Source organism: Micromonospora sp. MP36 (genome assembly GCF_008119785.1).
Taxonomy (GTDB): domain Bacteria; phylum Actinomycetota; class Actinomycetes; order Mycobacteriales; family Micromonosporaceae; genus Micromonospora.
In genome coordinates this window covers 1-20978 of record NZ_VSFA01000057.1, presented here as the reverse complement: position 1 = coordinate 20978, position 20978 = coordinate 1, and the positions used below count along the sequence as shown (strand labels likewise).

General features: G+C 74.1%; 24 protein-coding genes and 1 tRNA gene. 4 read left to right on the top strand and 21 right to left on the bottom strand.

Annotated elements, in window-relative coordinates; all coding sequences use genetic code 11:
* Positions 1-42: 42 nt before the first annotated feature.
* From FXF52_RS27585 to FXF52_RS27545, 9 genes are all read right to left on the bottom strand, one after another.
* The gene (locus tag FXF52_RS27585) at positions 43-495 is read right to left on the bottom strand and encodes an FHA domain-containing protein (protein WP_007071101.1); all 453 of its coding nucleotides are present in this window, start codon (positions 493-495) and stop codon (positions 43-45) included.
* A gap of 217 nt (positions 496-712) precedes the next feature.
* Complete coding sequence (gene gcvH, locus FXF52_RS27580) at positions 713-1093, bottom strand: glycine cleavage system protein GcvH (protein WP_148801249.1); 381 nt, start codon at positions 1091-1093, stop codon at positions 713-715.
* Positions 1094-1150: 57 nt separating this feature from the next.
* Positions 1151-2071, bottom strand: coding sequence for a DUF881 domain-containing protein (locus FXF52_RS27575; RefSeq protein ID WP_148801248.1), 921 nt, complete (start codon positions 2069-2071; stop codon positions 1151-1153).
* Between the two features lie 6 nt (positions 2072-2077).
* Entirely contained in the window at positions 2078-2410 is a 333-nt protein-coding gene (locus FXF52_RS27570) for a small basic family protein (RefSeq protein WP_148801247.1), read from the bottom strand.
* Positions 2407-3354: a DUF881 domain-containing protein gene (locus FXF52_RS27565; RefSeq protein ID WP_148801246.1), complete on the bottom strand. Its 948-nt coding sequence runs from the start codon at positions 3352-3354 to the stop codon at positions 2407-2409. Before FXF52_RS27565 ends, FXF52_RS27570 begins: the two co-directional genes overlap by 4 nt.
* Complete coding sequence (locus FXF52_RS27560; RefSeq protein ID WP_148801245.1) at positions 3351-3989, bottom strand: CDP-alcohol phosphatidyltransferase family protein; 639 nt, start codon at positions 3987-3989, stop codon at positions 3351-3353. Before FXF52_RS27560 ends, FXF52_RS27565 begins: the two co-directional genes overlap by 4 nt.
* A 316-nt stretch (positions 3990-4305) precedes the next feature.
* A complete protein-coding gene (locus tag FXF52_RS27555) occupies positions 4306-4776 on the bottom strand; it encodes a MarR family winged helix-turn-helix transcriptional regulator (protein ID WP_148801244.1) in 471 nt (156 codons plus the stop codon).
* A gap of 37 nt (positions 4777-4813) precedes the next feature.
* Complete coding sequence (locus tag FXF52_RS27550; protein WP_148801243.1) at positions 4814-6001, bottom strand: PP2C family protein-serine/threonine phosphatase; 1188 nt, start codon at positions 5999-6001, stop codon at positions 4814-4816.
* Between the two features lie 144 nt (positions 6002-6145).
* Positions 6146-6892, bottom strand: a complete 747-nt coding sequence (locus tag FXF52_RS27545) for an SAM-dependent methyltransferase (RefSeq protein ID WP_148801242.1) — start codon at positions 6890-6892, stop codon at positions 6146-6148.
* Between the two features lie 129 nt (positions 6893-7021).
* Between FXF52_RS27545 and FXF52_RS27540 the strand changes: the two genes are divergently transcribed.
* From FXF52_RS27540 to FXF52_RS27530, 3 genes are read left to right on the top strand one after another with little or no spacing between them, the layout of a single operon-like run.
* Positions 7022-7903 carry a universal stress protein gene (locus FXF52_RS27540; protein WP_148801241.1) on the top strand — a complete coding sequence of 294 codons (882 nt, stop codon included), beginning with the start codon at positions 7022-7024 and terminating at the stop codon, positions 7901-7903.
* Positions 7904-7963: 60 nt separating this feature from the next.
* Complete coding sequence (locus tag FXF52_RS27535) at positions 7964-8173, top strand: phosphatidylethanolamine-binding protein (protein ID WP_073833194.1); 210 nt, start codon at positions 7964-7966, stop codon at positions 8171-8173.
* Positions 8170-8646: a hypothetical protein gene (locus FXF52_RS27530; protein ID WP_148801240.1), complete on the top strand. Its 477-nt coding sequence runs from the start codon at positions 8170-8172 to the stop codon at positions 8644-8646. Before FXF52_RS27535 ends, FXF52_RS27530 begins: the two co-directional genes overlap by 4 nt.
* On the opposite strand, the gene FXF52_RS27525 is transcribed toward FXF52_RS27530, so the two are convergent.
* The gene (locus FXF52_RS27525; RefSeq protein ID WP_148801239.1) at positions 8643-8849 is read right to left on the bottom strand and encodes a hypothetical protein; all 207 of its coding nucleotides are present in this window, start codon (positions 8847-8849) and stop codon (positions 8643-8645) included. The genes FXF52_RS27530 and FXF52_RS27525 overlap by 4 nt on opposite strands.
* Before the next feature lie 127 nt (positions 8850-8976).
* Here FXF52_RS27525 and FXF52_RS27520 point away from each other — a divergent pair, with 127 nt between their 5' ends.
* Positions 8977-9630: a hypothetical protein gene (locus FXF52_RS27520; RefSeq protein ID WP_148801238.1), complete on the top strand. Its 654-nt coding sequence runs from the start codon at positions 8977-8979 to the stop codon at positions 9628-9630.
* Between the two features lie 3 nt (positions 9631-9633).
* Here the strand turns inward: FXF52_RS27520 and FXF52_RS27515 are convergent, their stop codons facing one another.
* From FXF52_RS27515 to FXF52_RS27465, 11 genes are all read right to left on the bottom strand, one after another.
* Positions 9634-9816 carry a hypothetical protein gene (locus FXF52_RS27515; RefSeq protein ID WP_148801237.1) on the bottom strand — a complete coding sequence of 61 codons (183 nt, stop codon included), beginning with the start codon at positions 9814-9816 and terminating at the stop codon, positions 9634-9636.
* A 75-nt stretch (positions 9817-9891) separates the two neighbouring features.
* A complete protein-coding gene (locus FXF52_RS27510; protein WP_148801275.1) occupies positions 9892-11169 on the bottom strand; it encodes a hemolysin family protein in 1278 nt (425 codons plus the stop codon).
* 34 nt (positions 11170-11203) lie between these two features.
* Positions 11204-11401, bottom strand: a complete 198-nt coding sequence (locus tag FXF52_RS27505; protein ID WP_148801236.1) for a hypothetical protein — start codon at positions 11399-11401, stop codon at positions 11204-11206.
* A gap of 45 nt (positions 11402-11446) precedes the next feature.
* Entirely contained in the window at positions 11447-12172 is a 726-nt protein-coding gene (locus tag FXF52_RS27500; RefSeq protein ID WP_148801235.1) for a hypothetical protein, read from the bottom strand.
* A 29-nt stretch (positions 12173-12201) separates the two neighbouring features.
* The gene (gene selB / locus FXF52_RS27495) at positions 12202-13965 is read right to left on the bottom strand and encodes a selenocysteine-specific translation elongation factor (RefSeq protein WP_148801234.1); all 1764 of its coding nucleotides are present in this window, start codon (positions 13963-13965) and stop codon (positions 12202-12204) included.
* A gap of 2 nt (positions 13966-13967) precedes the next feature.
* Positions 13968-15260: an L-seryl-tRNA(Sec) selenium transferase gene (gene selA, locus FXF52_RS27490; RefSeq protein ID WP_148801233.1), complete on the bottom strand. Its 1293-nt coding sequence runs from the start codon at positions 15258-15260 to the stop codon at positions 13968-13970.
* Between the two features lie 49 nt (positions 15261-15309).
* A tRNA-Sec gene (locus FXF52_RS27485) sits at positions 15310-15405 on the bottom strand.
* A gap of 59 nt (positions 15406-15464) precedes the next feature.
* On the bottom strand, positions 15465-16679 hold the full coding sequence (locus tag FXF52_RS27480; RefSeq protein WP_222870708.1) for an OFA family MFS transporter: 1215 nt from the start codon (positions 16677-16679) through the stop codon (positions 15465-15467).
* Between the two features lie 122 nt (positions 16680-16801).
* Positions 16802-18049, bottom strand: a complete 1248-nt coding sequence (nrfD, locus tag FXF52_RS27475) for an NrfD/PsrC family molybdoenzyme membrane anchor subunit (protein WP_148801231.1) — start codon at positions 18047-18049, stop codon at positions 16802-16804.
* The gene (locus FXF52_RS27470) at positions 18046-19089 is read right to left on the bottom strand and encodes a 4Fe-4S dicluster domain-containing protein (protein WP_148801230.1); all 1044 of its coding nucleotides are present in this window, start codon (positions 19087-19089) and stop codon (positions 18046-18048) included. Before FXF52_RS27470 ends, nrfD begins: the two co-directional genes overlap by 4 nt.
* The coding region (locus FXF52_RS27465) for a molybdopterin dinucleotide binding domain-containing protein (RefSeq protein WP_148801229.1) at positions 19086-20978 on the bottom strand (1893 nt) is incomplete at its 5' end. The genes FXF52_RS27465 and FXF52_RS27470, both read right to left, overlap by 4 nt.

The window sequence follows — 20978 nt, the reverse complement described above, 5'->3', positions numbered from 1 at the left end:
TCGCACGCGCCGCCCCGGAAGGCATCGAAGCCGCAGGCCCGTTCACCCCCGGCCGGCCTCCTCCTCCGGACGCGGACCGGCGATGAACACCACCCGGAACTTACCGATCTGCACCTCGTCACCATTACTCAACGTGGCCGCCTCGACCCGCTCACGATTCACGTACGTGCCGTTCAGACTGCCCACGTCCCGCACCGTGAACGTGCCACCATCCCGGTGGAACTCGGCGTGCCGCCGCGACACCGTCACATCATCGAGGAAAATGTCACTGTCCGGATGCCGCCCACTCGTCGTCACATCGTGATCCAACAGGAACCGGGCACCCGCATTCGGACCGCGACGAACCACCAGCAGCGCCATCCCCGGCGGCAACGAACCGGACATCCGGCTCGGCACCACATCGGTGTCCGGACCCTCCAGCACTTCGTCGAGCGAACCGAGATTGAGCGTCGAAGTGACGTCGAGCGGGGGGAACTCGTCGTCTGGGCGCGTCATGGGGACCACCTCACGGATCTGTTCGGTCGGCGTCGGGGTAATGGCGGGTCTGGCCGCCGGGCAGTCACACACCCGGCGGCTGGCTCCCCGTGCCCGGGAAGGCGCATTCCACAACGCTCAACTATCGGCTTTTCGGTCGACTGGGCGAGCCTAGCCAGCGCCGAAATACAGGGCAACCGGACGCGCGGAGAACCAACCCCGCCGCCCGCAACGACAATCAGCTCTCAGTGAGCTCGCGGTACGCACCAGCGGTCAACAAACTCTCGACCACGGCCGGATCATCCGGAGTGATCTCCACCAACCACCCCGCACCGTACGGATCCGTGTTGATCACCTCAGGGGTGTCGGCCAACGCCTCGTTGCGCGCCGTCACCGTGCCACTCACCGGGGCGTAGATCTCCGACACACTCTTGGTCGACTCGATCTCACCCAGCGGCTCACCCGCCGCCACCACCACACCCTCGTCCGGCAACTGGACGAACACGATGTCACCCAGGGCGTCCTGCGCGAAGTGCGTGATACCAACCCGGACGGCACCGCCGTCACCACCCGCCACCCACTCATGCTCGGCGGTGTACCGCAGATCCTCAGGAATCACCAGCTGCGTCCTTCATCATCGGTGCACCGGGGGGAAGACCGGCGCGGCCCCGACCGGTCAGGAAACCGGACGGGCGTGTTCCAGCTTGATCGGCGCGTGCAACTGCGAAACCTCCACAGCCTCACGATCCTCGACGATCACGTTACCGCCGGCATCAGCCACCGATGCGACCACCCCGCCGGGAATGTTCAACGCCGTACGCATCGTCGCCGGCTCACCGATCACCAGGATCGTGTACGGGGCGCTCAACCGCCGCCCGTCCACCACCAGGCCACCGCTCTGCCCGTCCACGAAATACGTCGACGCGATGATCCGCACCGCCGTCCCGTCCGCCCCGGCGATCTGCATCGCCTCCGCGCCCGCACCCCGCAACTCCTGCACCGCGTCCAGGATCCGCGTCGACGACACCGCCTTGTCCGGGCCCTCGAACCGCACCGACAGACCCGGCCCCACCGCCGGCAACGAACCCGCCAGGATGCCCAACTCGTCCGCCCGCCGCGTCGCCTCCTCCAGCGCCGCCGCCCGGCCCAGCTCACCCGAGCGCAACTGCCGCTGGCTCTCCTCCAACGCCGCGATGTCCTGCCGCAGCCGGCGCTCCCGCGAATCCAGATCCGACGAGATCCGGACCAGGTCCTCCTCCCGCGTCGCCGCGAGGGTCGGATCCGTCGACGTCGTCTTCAACTGCACCACCAGCGTGAAACCCAGCAACGCCAGCAGCACCGCGATCATCGCGCCCGCCGACGTCAACCGCCGCGACACCCGCTTCGCCGCCGCCGGCCCCTCCGGCGCGACACCCTCCGGCTCCGGCTCAGCCGGCGACCCGTCCGCCTCCCGCTCCGGCGGCGCCAACGGGCTCAACTCGTCCGGATCCGGCGCATCCGGGCGCGGATCCGGCTCACCCGCCGGGCCCGACGGCCGCGCCGGCTCCTCCGGCTCCGGCCACCCCGTACCCGTCTCCCGGTGCTCCTCGCTCATCACCACAACCTACGCCCGGAACAGGTGCCGGCGGATCGCCGCCACGTTCCCGAAGATGCGCACCCCGAGCACGACCACCACACCGGTGGACAACTGCCCGCCCACCCCCAACTGGTCACCCAGATACACGATCACACCCGCCACCAGCACGTTCGAGATGAACGACACCACGAACTGCTTGTCGTCGAAGATCCGGTCCAGCTTCGCCCGCACGCCGCCGAACACCGCGTCCAGCGCCGCCACCACGGCGATCGGCAGGTACGGCTGCAACCCCGCGGGCACCGTGGGATCCAGATACACCCCGAGCAGCACACCGGCGAGCAACGCCAGCACCGCGATCATCGGCCACCTCCAGAGGGGCTTGGAGACGTCGCCGAGCCGGACGGCCCGGGACTGGTCGAACCGGCGACACCCGAACCCGACGGCGACGGGCTCGGACTCACCGAGGGCTCGGCGTAGCGTAGCCGTGGCTGCGGCGCGGCCGGCAGGGTGAGGTTGTCGGCCTCCTTCACCCCGAACGACAACCCGGTGGTCCGCGCCACATACCGCATCCCACTCGCTGCCCGGCTGCCGTCGAACTTGTCCCGCATCGACCCCGGCCCGATCGCCGACACCTCGTACGGGCTCGTCACCGGCCGGTAGTCCACCAGGATCGCCTCACCGGCCGAACGGATCGTCGACGTCGCCGTCAACCGCTGCCCGTTGATCGCGACCGCCTCCGCGCCCGCCGCCCACAGCGCGTTCGCCACCTTCTGCAGATCCGAATACAACACGTGGGACGGACCGGCGTCCGCGCCGGTCACCGCGTCCTTGTCCGCCGGCGCGTCGGCCAGCCGCACCACCACACCGTCACCGCGCACCCGGCCCAGGCCCGTACCGGCCTCCAGGTTCCGCAGCCGGGACGCCTGCGAACCGCCCAGCGCCGCGTCCCGCTGCCGGCCGACCTCCTCGCGCAACTGGTCCGCCCGCTCGGTCAACCGGTCCGTCTCGGCCTCCCGCTGCTTGATCTCGGCGATCAGCCCGGCCCGCGCCTTCGCCCGGCTCGGCTCCTCCGCGATCGTCTCCCGGTACGCCACCGCGAACAGGAACCCGATCACCACGAGCACCACCAGGCTGACCGGACGGGCCAGCAGGCGCCGCAGCCGCGAGGGCGGCCCCTCCCGACGCCCCGCCGCCGCGTCGGCGTACCCGGGATCGAGCGGGTTACGGAACAGCTCTGTCAGGAAGTCGGGGGCGTACGACCGCGCGGACGGGTCCCAGGCCTTGTCCCGAGGTGCCACGCTCATGCCGCCGCGCCCGCACGCCGCGCCCGCATCTCCCGGACCAGGCGGCTGGCCTGCACCACGTACATCCCGCCGGCCACCCAGTAGAGCACCAGACCCCACCAGGCCAGGCCCCAACCGATCGCCTCGGCCGCGGTGGCGATGCCCGGCGCGGCGGCGGCCAGCAACAGGATCGGGAACGCGGCCAGCAGCAGGAACGTCGCCGTCTTGCCGACGTAGTGCACCGGCGGTGGGCCGTAACCGTAGCGGCGCAGCACCCCGAGCGACCCGAGCAGGAGCAGCTCGCGGGCCAGCAGCGCGGCGGTGAACTGCCACGGCACCACCTCGCGTGCGGTGAACGCCAGCAGCGTGGCCAGGATGTAGAGCCGGTCGGCGAGCGGGTCGAGCAGCTCCCCCAGCCGGCTGACCTGGTGCAACCGGCGGGCGATCCAGCCGTCCACCCAGTCGCTGGTCCCGCCGATCGCCAGCACCACGATCGCTGCCACGTCGGCCCGGACCACCAGGAAGAGGTAGAGGAACAGCGGCACGCCGACGAGCCGGACGAAACTGATCACGTTCGGCAGGGTGAGGACACGGTCCACCACGACCGCCGCACCGTCGGGAGCCGGATGCTCCGATGGAGCCGGCCGACGCGACACCGAACCCTCCCTTCGCAGCACGGCCCGGCGACCGACCACGATCGGCCGCTCCTCCAGGACGTGCGCGTTGCCGGCCGGTCAGCGCCGGCGCCCTCTGCGATCCCGGGCTGGGACCTCCCCGATGCCGCCCACGCTCGTGTCGATCGTGAACCGGCCAGTTTTGCGCTGCCACTATATCGGGCCGCTTCGGCGTGCTCCGGGGGCTGCTTTCCGTTGGCGATTCGCGTGTCTGCGTTACGTGTGGTGGTATACCACCTCTGAGGCGTCCTAGGACGCTAGTGGGAACGCAGAAACCGCGTGGGCAGGGCCGCCGAGGTCAGGCCGTGCGGGCCGTGGAGTCGGGGCCGGTCTGCTGGGCGCCCAGCGACGCCGCCTGGCTGAACGCGAGCAGGGCCAGCAACAGCTCGTGCTGGACCCGGTTGGGCATCCGGTCCAGCACCGCCTGGACCGCCTGGTGGCGGCGCGCCTTCAGGTCCCGCAACAGGGTCTCGGCCGCGCCGGTGGGGACCAACCGCACCTCGCGCCGGTCGCGCGGATCGGCCGCCCGGCGCACCAGGCCGACCGCCTCCAGCCGGTCACAGAGCCGGCTGGCCGAGGAGGGCACGACATCCAGCAGCTCGGCCAGCCGGTTCACGTTGGTGTCCGGATGGGCCATGATCAACGACAGCACCCGGAGCTGGGTCGGCGAGACGCTCAGCGCGTGCCGGGAGGTGGCGGAGTCGAGCACACCGATGAGCGCCTCGGCAGCCGCGTCGATGGCTGCGGCAAGATTCGGAGATCGCTCCACCCGATGTCCCCTGCGATGTGTTCGCCCGCCGGTCTGGTCACTGCCCGCCGGCGTCGTCCGGAGGGCTGGAACCGCGCCAGTCCAGGCAGACGACCACCGCGTCGTCACGGAGATCCGCGTCGGCGTGGTACGCGTGCAGTTCGCGCATCACCGTACCAACTGCTTCGGCCGCTGGCTGCAACCGAGTGGACCGCATCGATCGCGCCATGCCCCGCTCCCCGTACGGCTCCCGCCCGTCCGGCTGCGCCGCGTACACCCCGTCGCTGACCACGAAGAGCCGGTCCCCCGGCTCCACGGTGAACTCCTGCACCTCGTACCGGGTCTCGGCGAACATGCCCAGCGGCAACTGCTGCTCCAACGGGACCCGGGCGACCGTGCCGCCACGCAGCCGCAGCACGTGCGGCGAACCGGCGTCGACCGCCCGGACCAGGCCCCGCCGGGTGTCGAGCTGCAGCAGCAGCGTGGCCACGTGCCGGCTCCCCCGGTGCTGGTAAAAGATGGTGTCCGAGGCCAGCTCGGCCTGCTCCACCAGGCTTCCGCCCGAGCGCCGGGCGTTGCGCATCGCGTTGACGGTCACCGCGGTCAGCAGCGACGCGGCCAGGCCGCTGCCGGCGCCGTTGAGCACGGTGACCGTCAGCCGGTCGCCGTCGACCGACCAGTCGAAGTGGTCGCCGCCCACGGTGTACGCCGGTTCGAGCTGCCCGGCCAGCACGAAGTCGCCGTGCGTGACGCTGCGCCCGGGCAGCAGGTCCCACTGCATCTCCGCCGCCATGCTGAGCCGCTCCCGCCGACGGGCCCGCCGGTAGCGGTCGGTCGCCCGGTCCGCGGCCCGCAGCGCCACCGCCAACTCGCCCGCCACGTCCCGGGCCACCTCCAGGGTCGCCGCATCCGGATGCACCGGCAGCTCCAGCATCAGCACCCCGAGCCGCTCACCCCACAGCGACAGGGGCAGGTAGACCCGGCAGCGACCGTCCTCACCAGCGTCCAGCACCGGCTGCTGACTGCTGAAGCAGCGCTGCGCCACGCCCTGACAGGCGAGGAAGCCGCCGTCGGGCAGGTTCGGGTCGAGCACCGGCCAGAGCCCGCTGGACCGGTAGTCGGCGATGAACACCTCGGTCCGCGACGCGTCCAGCGCCAGGCGGACCGCCCGGTCGGCGGCCTCCGCCAACTGGTCGGGCGACGCCGCGCGCAGGGCACGCGACACCTGTCCGGGCCCATCCGGCATGCTCATCCTCCGAAGGCGACTATTGCTACGGAGCAAGCATCATACGGAGGGCGCCCAGCCGCCGGCCGCCCCGGCTCCCGCCGGTTCGCCGGCGGGCGACGGTGGCGGGTCCGGGACGTGCCAGGAGGCCGGAACGGGCCGCGGTCAGGCCGCGGCCCTGGTGGCGACCGCGCCGTAGAAGGCGTCAGGCACCGGGTCGGGCTCACCCGCCGGACGCCACTCCGCGACCGGGACGATGCCGTCCACCGTGGGCTGCCAGCGGCCGAGCAGTGGCGCGAACGCGGCCGGCGATCGCATCCGGAACGCCGGCCCCATCATCGCCAGCGCCTCCGGATGTCCGGACAGCTCCTCGCTGTCGAAGTCGATCGCCAGGAAACTGCCCGGCGCGGCCACCTCGTACAGCTCGTCGAGGGTGCGAGCCAGCGTGGCGTCGTCCAGGAACGCGGCCAGCCCGAGGAAGACCACCCCGACCGGCCTGCGCCCCCACCCCGGTACGAAGCGGTGCAGCTGGGCCGGGTCGATGGTGCCGATGTCGGTGGCGTCGCCGAAGCCGTACCCGGCGCGGTCGCTGCCGGCCAGCAGGCGCTGGCCCAGCCGGATGGTCACCGGGTCGACGTCGGTGTAGAGCACGGTGGCGTCCGGGGCGACCTCGTGCACGTTGCCCCGGGTCGGCACGCCGGCACCGAAGACCAGGAAACCGTCCACCCCGGCGCCGGCGATCGACCCGACCGCCCGGCCGAGGAAGCCCCGCAGCGAGCGGAAGATCGCCGCACAGGGCCCGTACGCGCCCTCGAAGGCGCGGGCCGCGGCCACGTCCACCGGGAAGTGGTGCTCGCCGCCGAGCCAAAAGTCGATCATACGGGCGGTGCTCGGCTGGTCGGGCTCGGCCATCGACGAGGCTCCCTTCCTCGGGCGGTGGTCGACAGCGTACCCACGGGCCGGCTCCGGCGGTATGGCCCCGACGACGCACGGCCGGCCGCGATACTGGCCGCGGGCGTCCGGCGGCCAGGAGGTGCAACGGTGAACTCGGCGAACGGCGCGGCGGTGGTGGTCGGCGTCGACGGCTCGGAACCGGCGCTGCGGGCCGTCCGGCTGGCGGCGGCCGAGGCCGCCCGGCGGCACCGGCCGCTGCGGGTGGTGCACGGGTTCATCTGGCCGCTGTTGCGCGTACCGGTCAACCCGCCCGCCGGGGCGCCACCCGGGGGCGGCCTGCGCCACCAGGCGGAACAGCTCGTCGCCGCGGCCGTGGCGGCGGCGGAGACGGCGGCGCCCGGGGTCCGGGTCTCCGGCGAGATCATCGACGGCGAGGCGGCGGCGGTGCTGCTCGGCGAGTCCCCCACCGCCGCGATGATCGTCCTAGGCGACCGCGGCCTCGGCGGGTTCGCTGCCCTGGTGGTCGGCTCCGTGGCCATCCAGGTCGCCGCGCACGCCGACTGCCCGGTGCTGGTGGCCCGCGGCGCGGAGCGGGCCGCCGGCCCGGTGGTGGTCGGGGTCGACGGCTCCCCGCCGTCCCGGGCCGCGGTCGACTTCGCCGCCGAGGAGGCGGCGCTGCGCGGGGCTCCGCTGCGGGCCGTGCTCGCCTACACCCATCCCGTCTCCACCGGCCCCGGCGACATGCAGCCGCTGGTCTACCAGGAGGACCGGCTGCACGACGCGGAGGACCAGGTCCTGGCCCGGTCGCTCGCCCCGCTGGCCGAGCGTTACCCGGAGGTGCCGGTGAGCCGGGAGGCGGTGCACGGCCGACCGGTCGCCGTGCTCACCGACGCCGCCCGCGACGCCCAACTGATGGTCGTCGGCGGGCAGGGCCGCGGCGAGCTGAGCGGGCTGCTGCTGGGCTCGGTGAGCCAGGGCGTGCTGCACCACGCCGACTGCCCGGTGGCGGTGGTCCGCTCCCCCGGCTGAACGGTTGGTGCCGCCGTGGGTGGGTAGACGGTGCGGGTACCCACACCGGAGGAGGCAGCGATGCCAGGACCACGGCCGGGCAGCAACGCGTACGACAAGGAGCGGGCGCGGCTGCGCGATCTGATCGAGAATTCCGGGCGGGCCGCCGACCAGGAGGCGAACCAGGTGGCGAATCGGATCCTCCAGGACGACCGCGGCCAGCGGGGCATCGTCCGGGGGGAACGGACGTTCGGCCCCAAGGGTGAGCGCGAACCGGGCGACCCGAAGTGAGGGCGGCACCCGTGGTCGACGGCGCCATCGCGGGCGCCGTCGGCACCGCCGCGTTGAACGTCGTCAGTTTCCTGGACATGGTGGTCCGGGCCCGCCCGGCGAGCAGCACCCCGGACGAGACCGCCGGCCGCATGGCCCACGCCGCGCACCTCGACCTCGGGCCCGAGGAGAAGGCGACCAACCGCCGCTCCGGGCTCGGGGCGGTGCTCGGCTACGGCACCGGCATCGCCGCCGGTGCCGTGTTCGGGTTACTTGCCGCCCGTCGCCGCATCCCGCTGCCGGTCGCCGCGGGAGTGCTCGGCGGCGGGGTGATGGCGACCACCGACGGGTCGATCGCCGCCCTCGGCGTGAGCGATCCCCGGACCTGGCGGCCCAAGGACTGGCTGTCCGACATCGTGCCGCATCTGGCGTACGGAATGGCGGCCGCAGCCACCTGGCGGAGGCTGCGGCCGCCGTCGCGGCGGGGCCGTTAGCCCCGCTGGCCGCTCTCGTCGTCGGCCACCTGCTTGTCGGCCGGGCCGTGCGGCGACACCTGGCCCTTCGGAACCGGTCGCCCGACGTCCGCGTTGGAGGAGCCACGGTTCCGCGGGGCTCCCGCGGCGCCGGGAACCTTGCTGTCCTGGCTGGTGGTGCCTCGGTTGTTGCGGCGCAACTCCGGCTGCTGCGGATTGACCACGGGTCTCTCCTTCCGGTGGGTGCGCGCGACGTGGGCCGCGCACATGACCGGGGTACCCGCGCCGACCAGCCGCATTCCGGGTCCGGCGCGGGCGTCTGCCTCTCGCCGGTGCGGGTACCCGGACGGGATGCCAGACGATCGGAACGTGGCGCGGGTGCTGCTGGACCGGCAGGCCCGCACGTACGCGGAGGAGGCGGGGATCGCGCTCGCCGACCGGCCGGGACCGCTCTACCAGCTGCTGGTGCTCACCACACTGTTGAGCACCCGGATCCGGGCCTCGGTGGCGATGGCGGCCGCGCGGGAACTCTTCGCCGCCGGTTATCGCACCCCTCAGGCGATGGAGGCGGCGACCTGGCAGGACCGGGTGGACGCGCTCGGGCGGGGGCACTACCGCCGATACGACGAACGCACCGCCACCATGCTCGGCAGGGGTGCCCGGCTCTGCCTGGACCGGTGGCACGGGGACCTGCGCCGGATGCACCGGGAGGCCGACGGCGACCGGGACGCGCTGCGTCGGCTGCTGATCGAGTTTCCCGGCATCGGCCCGACCGGGGCGGACATCTTCCTGCGCGAGGCGCAGGCGGTCTGGCCGGACCTGCGCCCGTACGCCGACCGGCGGACCCTCGCCGGCGCGAAGCGGCTCGGCCTGCCGGCGAATCCGGGCCGGCTGGCCGGGCTGGTCGGCGAGGCCGACTTCGGGCGGCTCGCCTCGGCGCTGGTCCGGGTGGCGCTCGGCCAGGAATCGGCCGGCGAGGTCAGCCGCACGGCAGCCGGCCGCTGAGCGTCACTTGGCCGGACCCGGCCTGGTCAGGTACCAGACCAGCAGCGAGGCAGCCACGGCGAGCAGGACCAGACCACCCGAGATACCGCCCTCGCCGCCGCCGCTGCGGTGGCCGGTGACCCCGAAGTAGATCACCGCCACTCCGGCGAGCACCGCGAGGAATGTGCGCAGATTTCGGTCCCTCACGCTCCGCACCGTACGGCCGAACCGGTGCCAGTTCGTCCGGTTCGCCGTGGTTTCCCCCGTCCGGGTTCCGCCCGGTCAGTCGGCCCCGGAGCCGGTCGCGGGGCCCCGCAACCGCACCCGGCGCACCGCCCGGTCGGCCACCTCGACCACCTCCACGGTCAGCCCGGGCAGCCGCACCGTCTCACCGGGTCCACTGGGCAGCCGGCCGAGGCCGGCCAGCACCAGCCCGGCCACCGTGGTGTATTCCTGGGTCAGCGGGAAGGTCAGCCGCACGCCCACGTCGGGCAGGTCGTGCAGGGGGAAGTTGCCGGGGAGCACCAGTGCGCCGTCCGGCTCCCGCAGCACGCCGCGGACGTCCCGGTCGGTCTCGTCGTACAGCTCGCCCACCACCTCCTCGAGCAGGTCCTCCATGGTGACCAGCCCGTCGATGCCGCCGTACTCGTCGACCACCAGGGCGAGCTGCTCGTGGCGCTGGCGGAGCTGGCGCATCGCGTCGGCCACCGGCAGCGTGCCCGGCAGCAGCACCGGCGGGCGGGCCCGCTCGCCGACCGTGGCGCCGTCCCCATCGACCAGGTCCCGGATGTGCACCACGCCGCACACGTCGTCCAGGCCACCCGGGCCGGTCACCGGGGCGCGGGAGCGACCGGTCCGGGCGAGCCGGCGCATCGCCTCGGCCGCCGTCATCGAGGCCGGCAGGAACGTCACGTCGCGCCGGGTGACCAGGACCTCCCGCAGCCGCCGGCCGGCGATGTCGAACGCCCCGGCGAGGATCTCCCGCTGCTGAGCGGACAGGCCCCGCTGGCTGACCAGCATCTCCCGCAGCTCCTCCTCCGTCACCTCCGTCCGGCGGGCACGCGGGTCGCCACCGGCGAGCCGGACCAGCAGGTCGGTGGCGCGGCTGAGCAGCCACACCGCCGGGCGGGACAGCCGGCTCAGCAGGTCCAGCGGCCCCGCGCTGAGCAGCGCCCACCGTTCCGTCCACTGCATGGCCAGCCGCTTCGGGGCCAACTCCCCCACCACCAGGGTGACGAAGGTCAGCACGAGGGTCACCAGCAGCACGGCGACCGGGTGGGCGGCCCTGCCGAGGAAGCCCAGCGGTCCCACCAGGGGCCCGGCCAGCGACACCGCGGCGGCCGCCGAGGCGAGGAAACCGGCCAAGGTGATGCCGAGCTGGACGGTGGCCAGGTAGCGGTTCGGCTCCCGGGCCAGCCGAACCAGCCGGGCTCCGTTCTGCCCCGCCCGCGCCAGCCGCCGCAGCTGGGCCTCCCGGAGCGTGACCAGCGCCATCTCGCTGCCGGACAGGGCGGCGTTGACCAGCACCAGGACGACGACCAGGACGAGTTGCCCGACCATCACGCCCCCTCCCGCCGCCCGGCGCCGCGGCCGGTCAGTCCTTCTCCAGGTCGTCTAGGGAGATCTTGTGCGTCATCAGCCAGCGGGCCAGCGCGTTCATCCCGAACAGCCACAACGGCGCGGACTCGGGGGTGCCGTTCGTGGCGAAGATGGCGAACCGCAGGTCCGGCGCCCGGTACGCCTCGATCCGCCACCGGTGCTGCTTGTCCCGCCAGATCGCCGCAGGATCCATGGCGTCACCGTAGGCGACCTGCGGCGCCGGCGGAGCGGCTTGGGATCACCCGCCGGGTATGACAATTCCACCGAACAGGGCGCGCAATCCCAGTACTGCCAGCGACAGCACCAATCCCCCGAGCAGCCCCCAGCCGAACCCGGCCCATCCGGACTGCCGGTTCCGGCCCGCCGGCACCTCGGCGTGCCACTGCTCCCGAAGCAGCCAGCCGAGTAGTCCTGCACCGAACGGCAGTAGCCCGATCCAGAACCAGAACCAGCGGCTGCCGGCCTGCGGTGCCGGGCCACCGATGAGCAGCCCGAGCCACGCCAGCGCCAGCGCCCCCGCCAGCAGCGCCGCCGCGTCGGCGAGCCGGTCGGCCGACGCTCCGTCGACGCGCCAACTGGAGGCGACCTGAGCAAGGCGCGCCTCATCGCGGTCGGCCGACCGCGGCTCATCGGTCGACAGGACACCGAGATCGGCGTAGCGAACCCGGCCGTCAGGCAGGCTCCAGATCATCATCCAACCCTGGCTGTCGTATCGCGGCTCGGGCCGTCGCCCCCAGAAGCCGCCCTGCTGGTCCCAGCCGTCGGCACGGACGAAGGTGACGATCCTGCCGGCCGCGAGGTCCCGGTCCAGCTGCTCGGGGCCGGCCTGGCGGGGTGCCGTCCACCAGGCGAGGGCGGCCCAGGCCAACCAGCACAGCGCCATCACCACGGACAAGGCGCGCCGGAGCAGCCGACACCGGCTGCGGGCCTCGGCGAAGCCCACGCCGAGCCACGGAATGATCATGGTCACACGCTCGCACACCGGGGCAATGGTCAAGCGGGCGGCGCCACCACCTCGCGGGCGTCGTCGGGCAGCCGGCGGGTGGCACCGCGCCGGTCCAGCAGCTCCAACAGCGGCACCGCCACCCGGCGGGTGGTGTCGAGGGCCTGGCGCGCGGCGCTGAGCGTGAACGGCTGCGGCAGCCGGGCGAGGACCCGGACCGCGTCGTCGAGCGCGCCCGGCAGCAGGACCACGTTGTCGGCCAGCCGCAGCAGGGCCCCGGCCCGGACCGCCGCGCCGATCTCCCGCGGGCCGAGGCCGAGGTCGGCCAGACGGTGCGCCTCGGGAGCCTGGAACGGACGGTCGCCGTACTCGGCGCGGACCCGGTCGACTGCGCGGGCGACCGGGTCGGGCAGCAGGTCGCCCGCGGTGGCGGTGACCCGGCCGGCCCGCAGCCGCAGCGGCGGCCGCAGCAGCGCCGCCACCAGCGCCCGGTCGGGCAGGTCGAGGCGCTGGCGCAGCACCTCGACCGGCACGCCGGGCTCCAGAGGGTGCGCCCGGCCGTACCGGGCGACCTCCTCGGCGAGGCGGACGCCCAGGGCGTGCCAGTGCTCCGGGTCGGCCAGCCAGTCTCCGGCGACCGGGGCGGCGTCGACCGTCACCCCCATCCGGGTCAGTTCGCCGGCCCGGACCAGCCGCCGGCGGCGCAGCTCCCCGGCCAGGTCGGGCCGGCCGTCCAGCCCCGCCAGCATGGTCGCCCGGGCGGCGGCCGCGCCCCGCCGACGCAGCGGCGGCGGGTCCACGTCCAGCACGGTCACCCCACCGGCGACGTGGTGCCGGCCGGGGTCGCGCAGCAGCGCCCGATCCCCGATCAGCAGCGGCAGCGGCCGGGCCAGCCGCAGCCGCACGGTGTCCGGACCGAGCGGGCGTACCCGGGCCGGCACGGCGGCGGAGCCGACGTGCAGGGTGAGGGTGGCCGGCAGGTCGGCGGCCGGGTCGCCGGCGAGCCGGACGTCCAGCAGGTCGGTGCGGCGGAAACGGCCGGGGCTGAGCAGGGCGTCGCCGCGGGCGATCTGCTCCCGGGGCACGCCGCGCAGGTTCACGGCCACCCGGGCCACCGCGTCGACCCGCTCGTGCGCGACGCCCAGCGAGTGCAGGCCGCGTACCCGCACCGGCTCCCCGGTGGCGGCGAGTTCGAGCCGGTCACCGACGTGCAGCCGGCCGCCGCCGAGGGTGCCGGTAACCACCGTGCCGCTGCCCCGGATGGTGAACGAGCGGTCCACCCAGAGCCGTACCGGTGCGTCCCGCGCCGGGTCGGGCAGCCGGGCGACGAGGCGGTCCAGGGCCGCCCGCAGCTCGGGCAGGCCAGCGCCGGTGGCGCCGCTGACCGCCACCGCCTCGACCTCGCCCAGGGAGGTGGCAGCGATCTCCTTCCGCGCCCGCGCGACGGCGGGCCCGGGATCGGCCAGGTCCGCGCGGGTCACCGCCAGCAGCCCGTACGACACCCCCAGCGCGTGCAGCGCGGCCAGGTGCTCGGCGGACTGGGGCATCCAGCCCTCGTCCGCCCCGACGACGATCAGCGCGGCCGGGACGGGGCCGACCCCGGCCAGCATGTTCGGCACGAACCGCTCGTGCCCGGGCACGTCGACGAAGGCGATGGTCCCGCCGGAGGGCAGGGTGGTCCAGGCGAAGCCGAGGTCGATGGTCATGCCCCGGCGGCGTTCCTCCGCCCACCGGTCGGGTTCCATTCCGGTCAACGCCCGGACCAGGGTGGACTTGCCGTGGTCGACGTGCCCGGCGGTGGCGACGACCCACACGACTAGCCGCCCACCCGCAGGATCGCCGCCCGGACCGCCCCGTCGGCGCTGGCCGGTACGCAGCGCAGGTCGAGCAGGAGCCGGCCGTGCAGCACCCGGCCGAGGACCGGCGGCTCGCCGGTGCGCAGCGGCTCGGCGTACCGCTCGGGCAGGCTCAGCGCCCATGAGTCCAGCTCCACGCCGGGCGCGCCCCCGCCGCCGACCACCGCGACGCTGGGCACCACCTCGGCCTTGCACCCGTCCTCGCCGAGCCGGTCGCGCAGCCGTTCCACCCGGTCCCGCAGCGCGGCCGGGGCGGCGTGCAGCGCCTCCCGGGTCGGGGTGGTCGGACCGTGCAGGGTGGCGGCGAGCGCGGCGAGGGTGAGCTTGTCCACCCGCAGCGCCCGGGCGAGCGGGTGGCGGCGCAGCCGGTCGACCAGGTCGGCGGCGCCGAGCAGCAGGCCGGCCTGCGGGCCGCCGAGCAGCTTGTCGCCGCTGGCGGTGACCAGGTGGGCGCCGGCGCGCAGGGTGGTGGCGGCGTCGGGCTCGTCGGGCAGCAGCGGATCGGGGGCGAGCAGCCCGGAGCCGATGTCGGCGACCACGGGCACGCCCAGGGTGGCCAGGTCCCGCACCGGCACCGCCGAGGTGAAGCCGCGGACCACGAAGTTCGACGGGTGCACCTTCAGCACGAACCCGGTACGCGGGCCGAGCGCCGCGGCGTAGTCGGCCAGGGTGGTGCGGTTGGTGGTGCCCACCTCGCGCAGCCGGGCGCCGGTGCTCTCCAGCAGGTCCGGCAGGCGGAAGCCGTCGCCGATCTCGACCAGCTCGCCCCGGCTGACCACGATCTCGCGGTCGGCGGCGAGGGCGGTGGCGGCGAGCACCAGCGCGGCGGCGCCGTTGTTGACCACGTGCACGGCGGGCGCGTCGGGCACGGCGGCGGCGAGCGCGTCGAGGGCGTCCCGGCCGCGCCGGGCCCGCCGGCCGGTACGCAGGTCCAGTTCCACGTCGGTGTGCCCGGCGGCGGCGACGAGGGCCGCCACGGCCGGGGCGGACAGCGGCGCCCGGCCGAGGTTGGTGTGCAGCACGACGCCGGTGGCGTTCAGCACCGCCCGGGGGGTGGGCGCGGGCAGGTCGGCCAGCGCGGCGTCGCGTACCTCGTCGGGGCTGATCTCACCGCGGCGGGCGCGCTGCTGGGCCCGGACGACGGCGGCCTTGACCCGGTCGCGGCCGAGTGTGTCGACGGCGGCGGCCAATTCGGGGTCGGCCAGCAGCGCGTCGGTGCGCGGCACCCGCCGCCGCGGGTCGACGTCACGCATCGGGTCATCTCCCTGGCCCGCCCCGCGGAGGCGGAGCCGCACGGTTGCTTGGCGGAGACGGACGGGAATCGAACCCGCCTGGCCCGGGTCCCGGGCCACACCGGTTTTGAAGACCGGGAGGGGCACCAGCCTCCTGAACGCCTCCACCGAGCACTTAACCACATGTGATCTCCGTCCGCCCGTGGGAGGGGCGAACCGCCACGGTCAGGGCCCGGGCGTCTCGAAGTGCGCCCGGGGCCGGCCGGGGGCGGTGGGCAGGTGGGTGATCGGCGGCAGCACCAGCGCGGCGAACGCGAGCAGGCCGATCACCGTGAACGGCAGGGTGTAGCTTCTGCCGCTGGCGTCGTAGAGCAGCGCGGTGACCAGCGGACCGACGACGCCGCCGATGCTCCAGGCCACGATCATCGCGCCGTAGATGGCGCCGGCGTTCGGCGTGCCGAAGTAGTCCGCGGCGGTGGCTGGCATGGTGCCGAAACCGCCGCCGTAGGCGAGATAGACCAGGGCGGCGAGCACCGCGAACAGCCAGAAGGCGGAGGCGTGCGGCAGGATCAGGAAGCAGATCCCCTGCAGGGCGAGCATGCCGAGGAACGCGCTCATCCGGCCGATCCGGTCGGACAGCCACGCCCAGATCACCCGCCCGCCGCCGTTGAACAGGCCGAGGACGCCCACCAGCCCGGCGGCGGTCGCGGCGCTCGCCCCGGCGACCGCCTGGGCCGCGTCCGCGGCCTGGGAGATGAGCGCGATGCCGCAGGTCACGTTGAGCGTGAGGATCAGGGTGAGCAGGTACCACTGCCGGGTGCGCAGGGCCTCGCCGAAGGTGTAGACGCGGGTGCCGGCGACCGCGCGCCCGCCGACCGCCGGGGTGAAGCCGGGCACCTGGTACCCGGGGGGCGGGTCGCGGAAGAACGACGCCCCCAGCAGCACCGCGATCAGGTACGCGATGCCCAGCGGCAGGAAGACGCTGGTCTTGTGGCTGGTGCCGGCGAGCAGCGCCTTCGCCACCGGGGCGGTGATCACCGCGCCGAAGCCGAAGCCGGCCACCGCGATGCCGGTGATCAGGCCCCGCTTGTCCGGGAACCACTTACCGAGCATGGCGATCGGCGTGATGTACGCGGCGCCGAGGCCGATCCCGCCCAGCACTCCGTAGGTGAGCAGCAGCAGCCACAGCTGATCGCTGGTGGACACCAGAGACGCCAGCATGGTCCCCACGGCGTAGAGGACACCGCCGCCGAGCGCGACGGGTCGGGGCCCGCGCCGGTCCTGGATGCGCCCGCCGATCAGGCTACCGATGAAGATGGTGCCGATCGCCACCTCGAACGGCAGCACCACCTCGGCCTTGCTCCAGCCGAACTCGGCCTGCAGCGGTTTGTTGAACACGCTCCACGCGTAGACGGCGCCCAGCGCAAGCTGGACGAGCACGGCCGCCACCACGAGGCCCCACCGGCCCCGCGTCGGTCTGGGTTGTCCCCGCGATCCCGCGGCTGTCGTGGCCATGAGCGTTACCCCCGTATCGGCTCATGGGCCTGGCGCCTGCTGCCTGGCTACCCCCCGGTCGGGCCGACGCCCGGCCCGTTGACGTCTGGTGCGAGCTCCCCCTGCCGGGCGCGCTCCCGCTGCGGCACCACCGTGTACTTCGGATCCCGGGCGGAGGCGACCCCGCCGTGGAAGATGCCGAACCGGGTGCACGCCGCAGCGGCGAGCAGCGCTCCTCCGGACAGGGCCGACAGGACCCGGTTGCGTCGCCCGACCAGCGCGCCGGCCACGCCGACGGCGGTCAGCGCCCGGCCGGCGCGCAGCATCCGGCCGGGCGTGCCGGTCGCGTAGGGCTCGCTGAGCAGGCCGAGCCGGTTCTCCACGCGGTGCGAACCCCACAGCTCCAGGGCAGCGCCGGCGACCGCGAGCCGCCGCGCGGGGCCGGCCTGCCCGGTGGGCGCGGCCAGCAGCCCCACGCCGGCGCCGCTGGCCAGCGCGCTGCCCGCGAAGATCACCGGCAGTTCCGGGTACGCCTCGTGCCAGGACGGCACGGCGGTGTCGGCGAGCAGCACCCCGGTGTACGTGGCCAGCGCCGGTGCGGTGGCGGCGGCGAGCAGCCCCGCGGCGTGCCCGACCGGGGGCAGCAGCCGCCGGCCGAGGCCGAGCAGCCCCCGCTCGGGCAGCCACGGTGCCGCCTCGGCGACCGCCGCCACCCCGGCGGCGGGGCCGAAGGCGCTGAGGATCCAGGTGCCCACCGACATCGGCGAGGTCGGCTTCGCCACCCGCAGCATGTGGTGGAACCGGCTCGGTTTGCCCAGGTCGTGGATGAGGAAGTACGCGCTGGCGGTCACGGCCGCGAGGGAGGTGACCCGGCCGGCCCGGCGCAGCGCCGGCCGGCCGGTGAGCTGCCCACCGGCCGCCAGCAGCGAGGACCCGGCCGCGACGCCACCGGAGAACAGGTAGGCGGCGATGTCCCACTTCCACACCGGTGGCTTGAGAATGGGGCGGCCGTAGTAGGAGGTGAACTCGGCCGGCGGCACCGCGAGCTGCTCCCCGCCGCCGCCCTTGCGCCGACCAGCGCGCCGGTCGGTGGGCGGGACGTCACGGGGCGGCACCGGCCGCAGCCCGGCCTCGACGGCACCGGCGTCGGTGCGCGCGCCCGCGCCCGTCGCCCGACTGCCGTAGCTGGCCTCGCCGGAGCGGCCCGCCTTCGGGCCGTGGCTGCCCGGCGCGCCGGGCAGCGCGGGCGCCTGGGCGGCGAGCCGCTCCCGGAACCGGCGGAACAGGGCACCGACCGGTGGGCGGTCCGAACTCACGACGAACCTCCGACGAACGCGGCGACGGCGGCCGCCGCCATGGCCAGGGCGGCCAGCCCCGCCCGCTTCCACATCTTCGGCAGGTCCCGGGTGGTGACCACCGGGTCCGGCGGCAGGCCGTACACCTCGGGCTCGTCGAGGAGCAGGAAGAACGCGCCGTCGCCGCCGACCCCGTCGGTCGGGTCGTGGCCGTAGAGCCGGGCCTCGGGCACGCCCCGCTCGTGCAGCTGCGCCACCCGCGTCGCCGCCCGTTCCCGCAGCTCATCGAGGGGGCCGAACTGGATCGACTCGGTCGGGCAGGCCTGCGCGCAGGCCGGAGTCTGCCCCGCGCCCAGCCGGTCGTAGCAGAGCGTGCACTTCCACGCCCGGCCATCGCCCTTGCGCTGGTCGATCACGCCGTAGGGGCAGGCGGAGATGCAGTAGCCACAGCCGTTGCAGATGTCCTCCTGCACCACGACCGTGCCGAACTCGGTGCGGAACAGGCTGCCGGTCGGGCAGACATCCAGGCAGGCGGCGTGGGTGCAGTGCTTGCAGACATCCGACATCATCAGCCAGCGGAAGTCGGTGCGCGACTCGGCGCCGGTGGCCCGGCCGGGCGGCTGGGCGCCGGGCATGCCGAGGAACTCCGGCCCGGCGGCCATCCGCGCGGCCGGCTCCGGCTGCCCCGGCCCGACGCCCGGAATCGTCCCGGTGTCCGCCCTGGTGTCGGCGGCGGCCGCCGCGCTGCCCGGGCTGGCCGGCTCCCCGGTCGGGTTGCCGGCGAAGGGCGGGGTGCGGTGCCCGGCCGGGCGGGGCTGCTCGATGAAGGCGACGTGGCGCCAGGAGTTGGCGGTGAGCGCCCCGGTGTTGTCGTACGACATGCCGAGCAGGTCGAAACCCGAGTCGGGTACCCCGTTCCACTCCTTGCAGGCGACCTCGCACGCCTTGCAGCCGATGCAGACGCTGGTGTCGGTGAAGAAGCCCATCCGCGGCGGCGCCTCGACCCAGCCGGCGTCCGGTGCCGGATCGAGCGGCCCGTACAGGCTGTTGGCCTCGATCATCCGACCTCCCGTTCGGACGCCTTCGTGGTGACGATCGGCGCGCCGCCCCCGGTCAGCCCGGCCCGGCGCCGGTACTCGTCGACCAGGTCGAGCAGCGCCGGACCCGTCGGGCGCCGGCCGGGCCGGATGTCACAGGTGCCGACCTTGCTCTCCTGGATCAGCACGTTCGGGTCCAGGGTGATGCCGAACAGGTCGTTGACCGAGTCGCCGGTGACGATCCCCTCGCGACCGAAGTGGTACGGCAGCCACACCTGGTGGATCACCCGGCCGTCCAGCCGCAACGGGGTGAGCCGGTCGGTGACCAGCACCCGGGCCTCGATCGCCGCCCGCCCGCTGATCAGATGGGCCCAGCCGAGGTGGTCCAGGCCGATCTCACCCGCCAGCTCCGGGGAGACCTCGACGAACATTTCCGGCTGGAGTTCCGCCAGGCGCGCCACCGTCCGGCTCATGCCGCCGGCCGTGTGGTGCTCGGTGAGCCGGCTGACGGTGAACACGTACGGGAAGACGTCGGTGTGCGGCTGTGGCGGGCTCGGGTTCACCGAGTTGACCGGGTTGTCGTACACCTTGCGGGTCGGGTTGGCCTGCTGCCCGTACAGCGGGTTGCGGATCGGCGACTCGGCCGGCTCGTAGTGCGTCGGCATCGGCCCGTCCTGCAGCCCGGTCGGCACGTACAGCCAGCCCTTACCGTCGCCCTGCATGATGAACGCGTCGTCGCCGGCGAGCCCCTCCACCCCGCTGGCGCCGTGCGGCGGCCGGTAGGTCGGCGGCTTCTTCTTCTCGAAGTCCGGCACGTCGTAGCCGGTCCACTCGCCCCGGTCGGGGTCCCACCACACGTACTTCTTGCGTTCGCTCCAGGGCCGCCCCTGCGGGTCGGCCGAGGCGCGGTTGTAGAGGATGCGGCGGTTGGCCGGCCAGGCCCAGCCCCACTCGGCGGCCACCCAGTCCTGGTCGTGCCGCGACTTGCGCCGGGCGGACTGGTTGACCCCGTCGGCGTACACCCCGGTGTAGATCCAGCAGCCGATGGCGGTGGAGCCGTCGTCCCTGGCCTCGGTGAACGCCGACAGCGGCCGGCCGGTCGCCACCTCGTACCCGTTGATCTCCTTCAGCACCGCCTCGGCGCTGGGCTCCGCGTGCTCGCCCTGCGTGGGGTAGTCCCAGGTGAGGTCGCGGATCCCGCGGTCGCGCGGCTTGTCGGACGCGGCCAGCTTCCGCCGGATGATCCGGCCCAGGTGGTAGAAGAACCACAGCTCGGAGCGGCAGTCGCCCGGCGGGTCGACCGCCTTCTCCCGCCACTGCAGCAGCCGCTGCGTCTGGGTGAACGTGCCCTCCTTCTCCACGTGTGAGGCCGCCGGGAGGAAGAACACCTCGGTGCGGCACTCCTCCGGCACGATCTCGCCGGTCTCCACCTCCGGGCTGTTCTTCCAGAACGTGGCGCTCTCGATCATGAAGAGGTCGCGGACCACCAACCAGTCCAGGTTCGCCATGCCCAGCCGCTGGGCCTTGCCGTGCGCCGAGCCGACCGCCGGGTTCTGGCCGAGCAGGAAGTATCCCCGGACCATGCCGTCGATCATGTTCAGCACCGTCTGGTACGTCCCGTGGTCGCCGGTCATCCTCGGCAGGTAGTCGTAGCAGAAGTCGTTCGCTGGGGTCGCCGCATCGCCCCAGTACGCCTTGAGCAGGCTGGCGCCGAACGCGCGGGCGTCGTCCCAGAAGCCCTTCTGGCCCGGGTGCCGGATGCTGTCCACCCAGTCGGTGAAGCTCGTGTGGTCGGTGAAGTGCGGCATCGGCAGGTAGCCCGGCAGCAGGTTGAACAGCGTCGGGATGTCCGTCGAGCCCTGAATGCTGGCATGCCCGCGCAGGGCGAGCACCCCACCACCCGGGCGGCCTCG

Coding starts and splice junctions, on each gene's coding strand:
- FXF52_RS27570 (WP_148801247.1), bottom strand. CDS start 2,410: ATGATCGCGGTGCTGGCGTTGCTCGCCGGTGTGCTGCTCGGGGTGTAT.
- FXF52_RS27585 (WP_007071101.1), bottom strand. CDS start 495: ATGACGCGCCCAGACGACGAGTTCCCCCCGCTCGACGTCACTTCGACG.
- FXF52_RS27565 (WP_148801246.1), bottom strand. CDS start 3,354: ATGAGCGTGGCACCTCGGGACAAGGCCTGGGACCCGTCCGCGCGGTCG.
- FXF52_RS27500 (WP_148801235.1), bottom strand. CDS start 12,172: ATGATCATTCCGTGGCTCGGCGTGGGCTTCGCCGAGGCCCGCAGCCGG.
- FXF52_RS27505 (WP_148801236.1), bottom strand. CDS start 11,401: ATGGATCCTGCGGCGATCTGGCGGGACAAGCAGCACCGGTGGCGGATC.
- FXF52_RS27545 (WP_148801242.1), bottom strand. CDS start 6,892: ATGGCCGAGCCCGACCAGCCGAGCACCGCCCGTATGATCGACTTTTGG.
- selA (WP_148801233.1), bottom strand. CDS start 15,260: ATGCGTGACGTCGACCCGCGGCGGCGGGTGCCGCGCACCGACGCGCTG.
- FXF52_RS27510 (WP_148801275.1), bottom strand. CDS start 11,169: ATGGTCGGGCAACTCGTCCTGGTCGTCGTCCTGGTGCTGGTCAACGCC.
- FXF52_RS27520 (WP_148801238.1), top strand. CDS start 8,977: ATGCCAGACGATCGGAACGTGGCGCGGGTGCTGCTGGACCGGCAGGCC.
- FXF52_RS27550 (WP_148801243.1), bottom strand. CDS start 6,001: ATGCCGGATGGGCCCGGACAGGTGTCGCGTGCCCTGCGCGCGGCGTCG.
- FXF52_RS27470 (WP_148801230.1), bottom strand. CDS start 19,089: ATGATCGAGGCCAACAGCCTGTACGGGCCGCTCGATCCGGCACCGGAC.
- FXF52_RS27535 (WP_073833194.1), top strand. CDS start 7,964: ATGCCAGGACCACGGCCGGGCAGCAACGCGTACGACAAGGAGCGGGCG.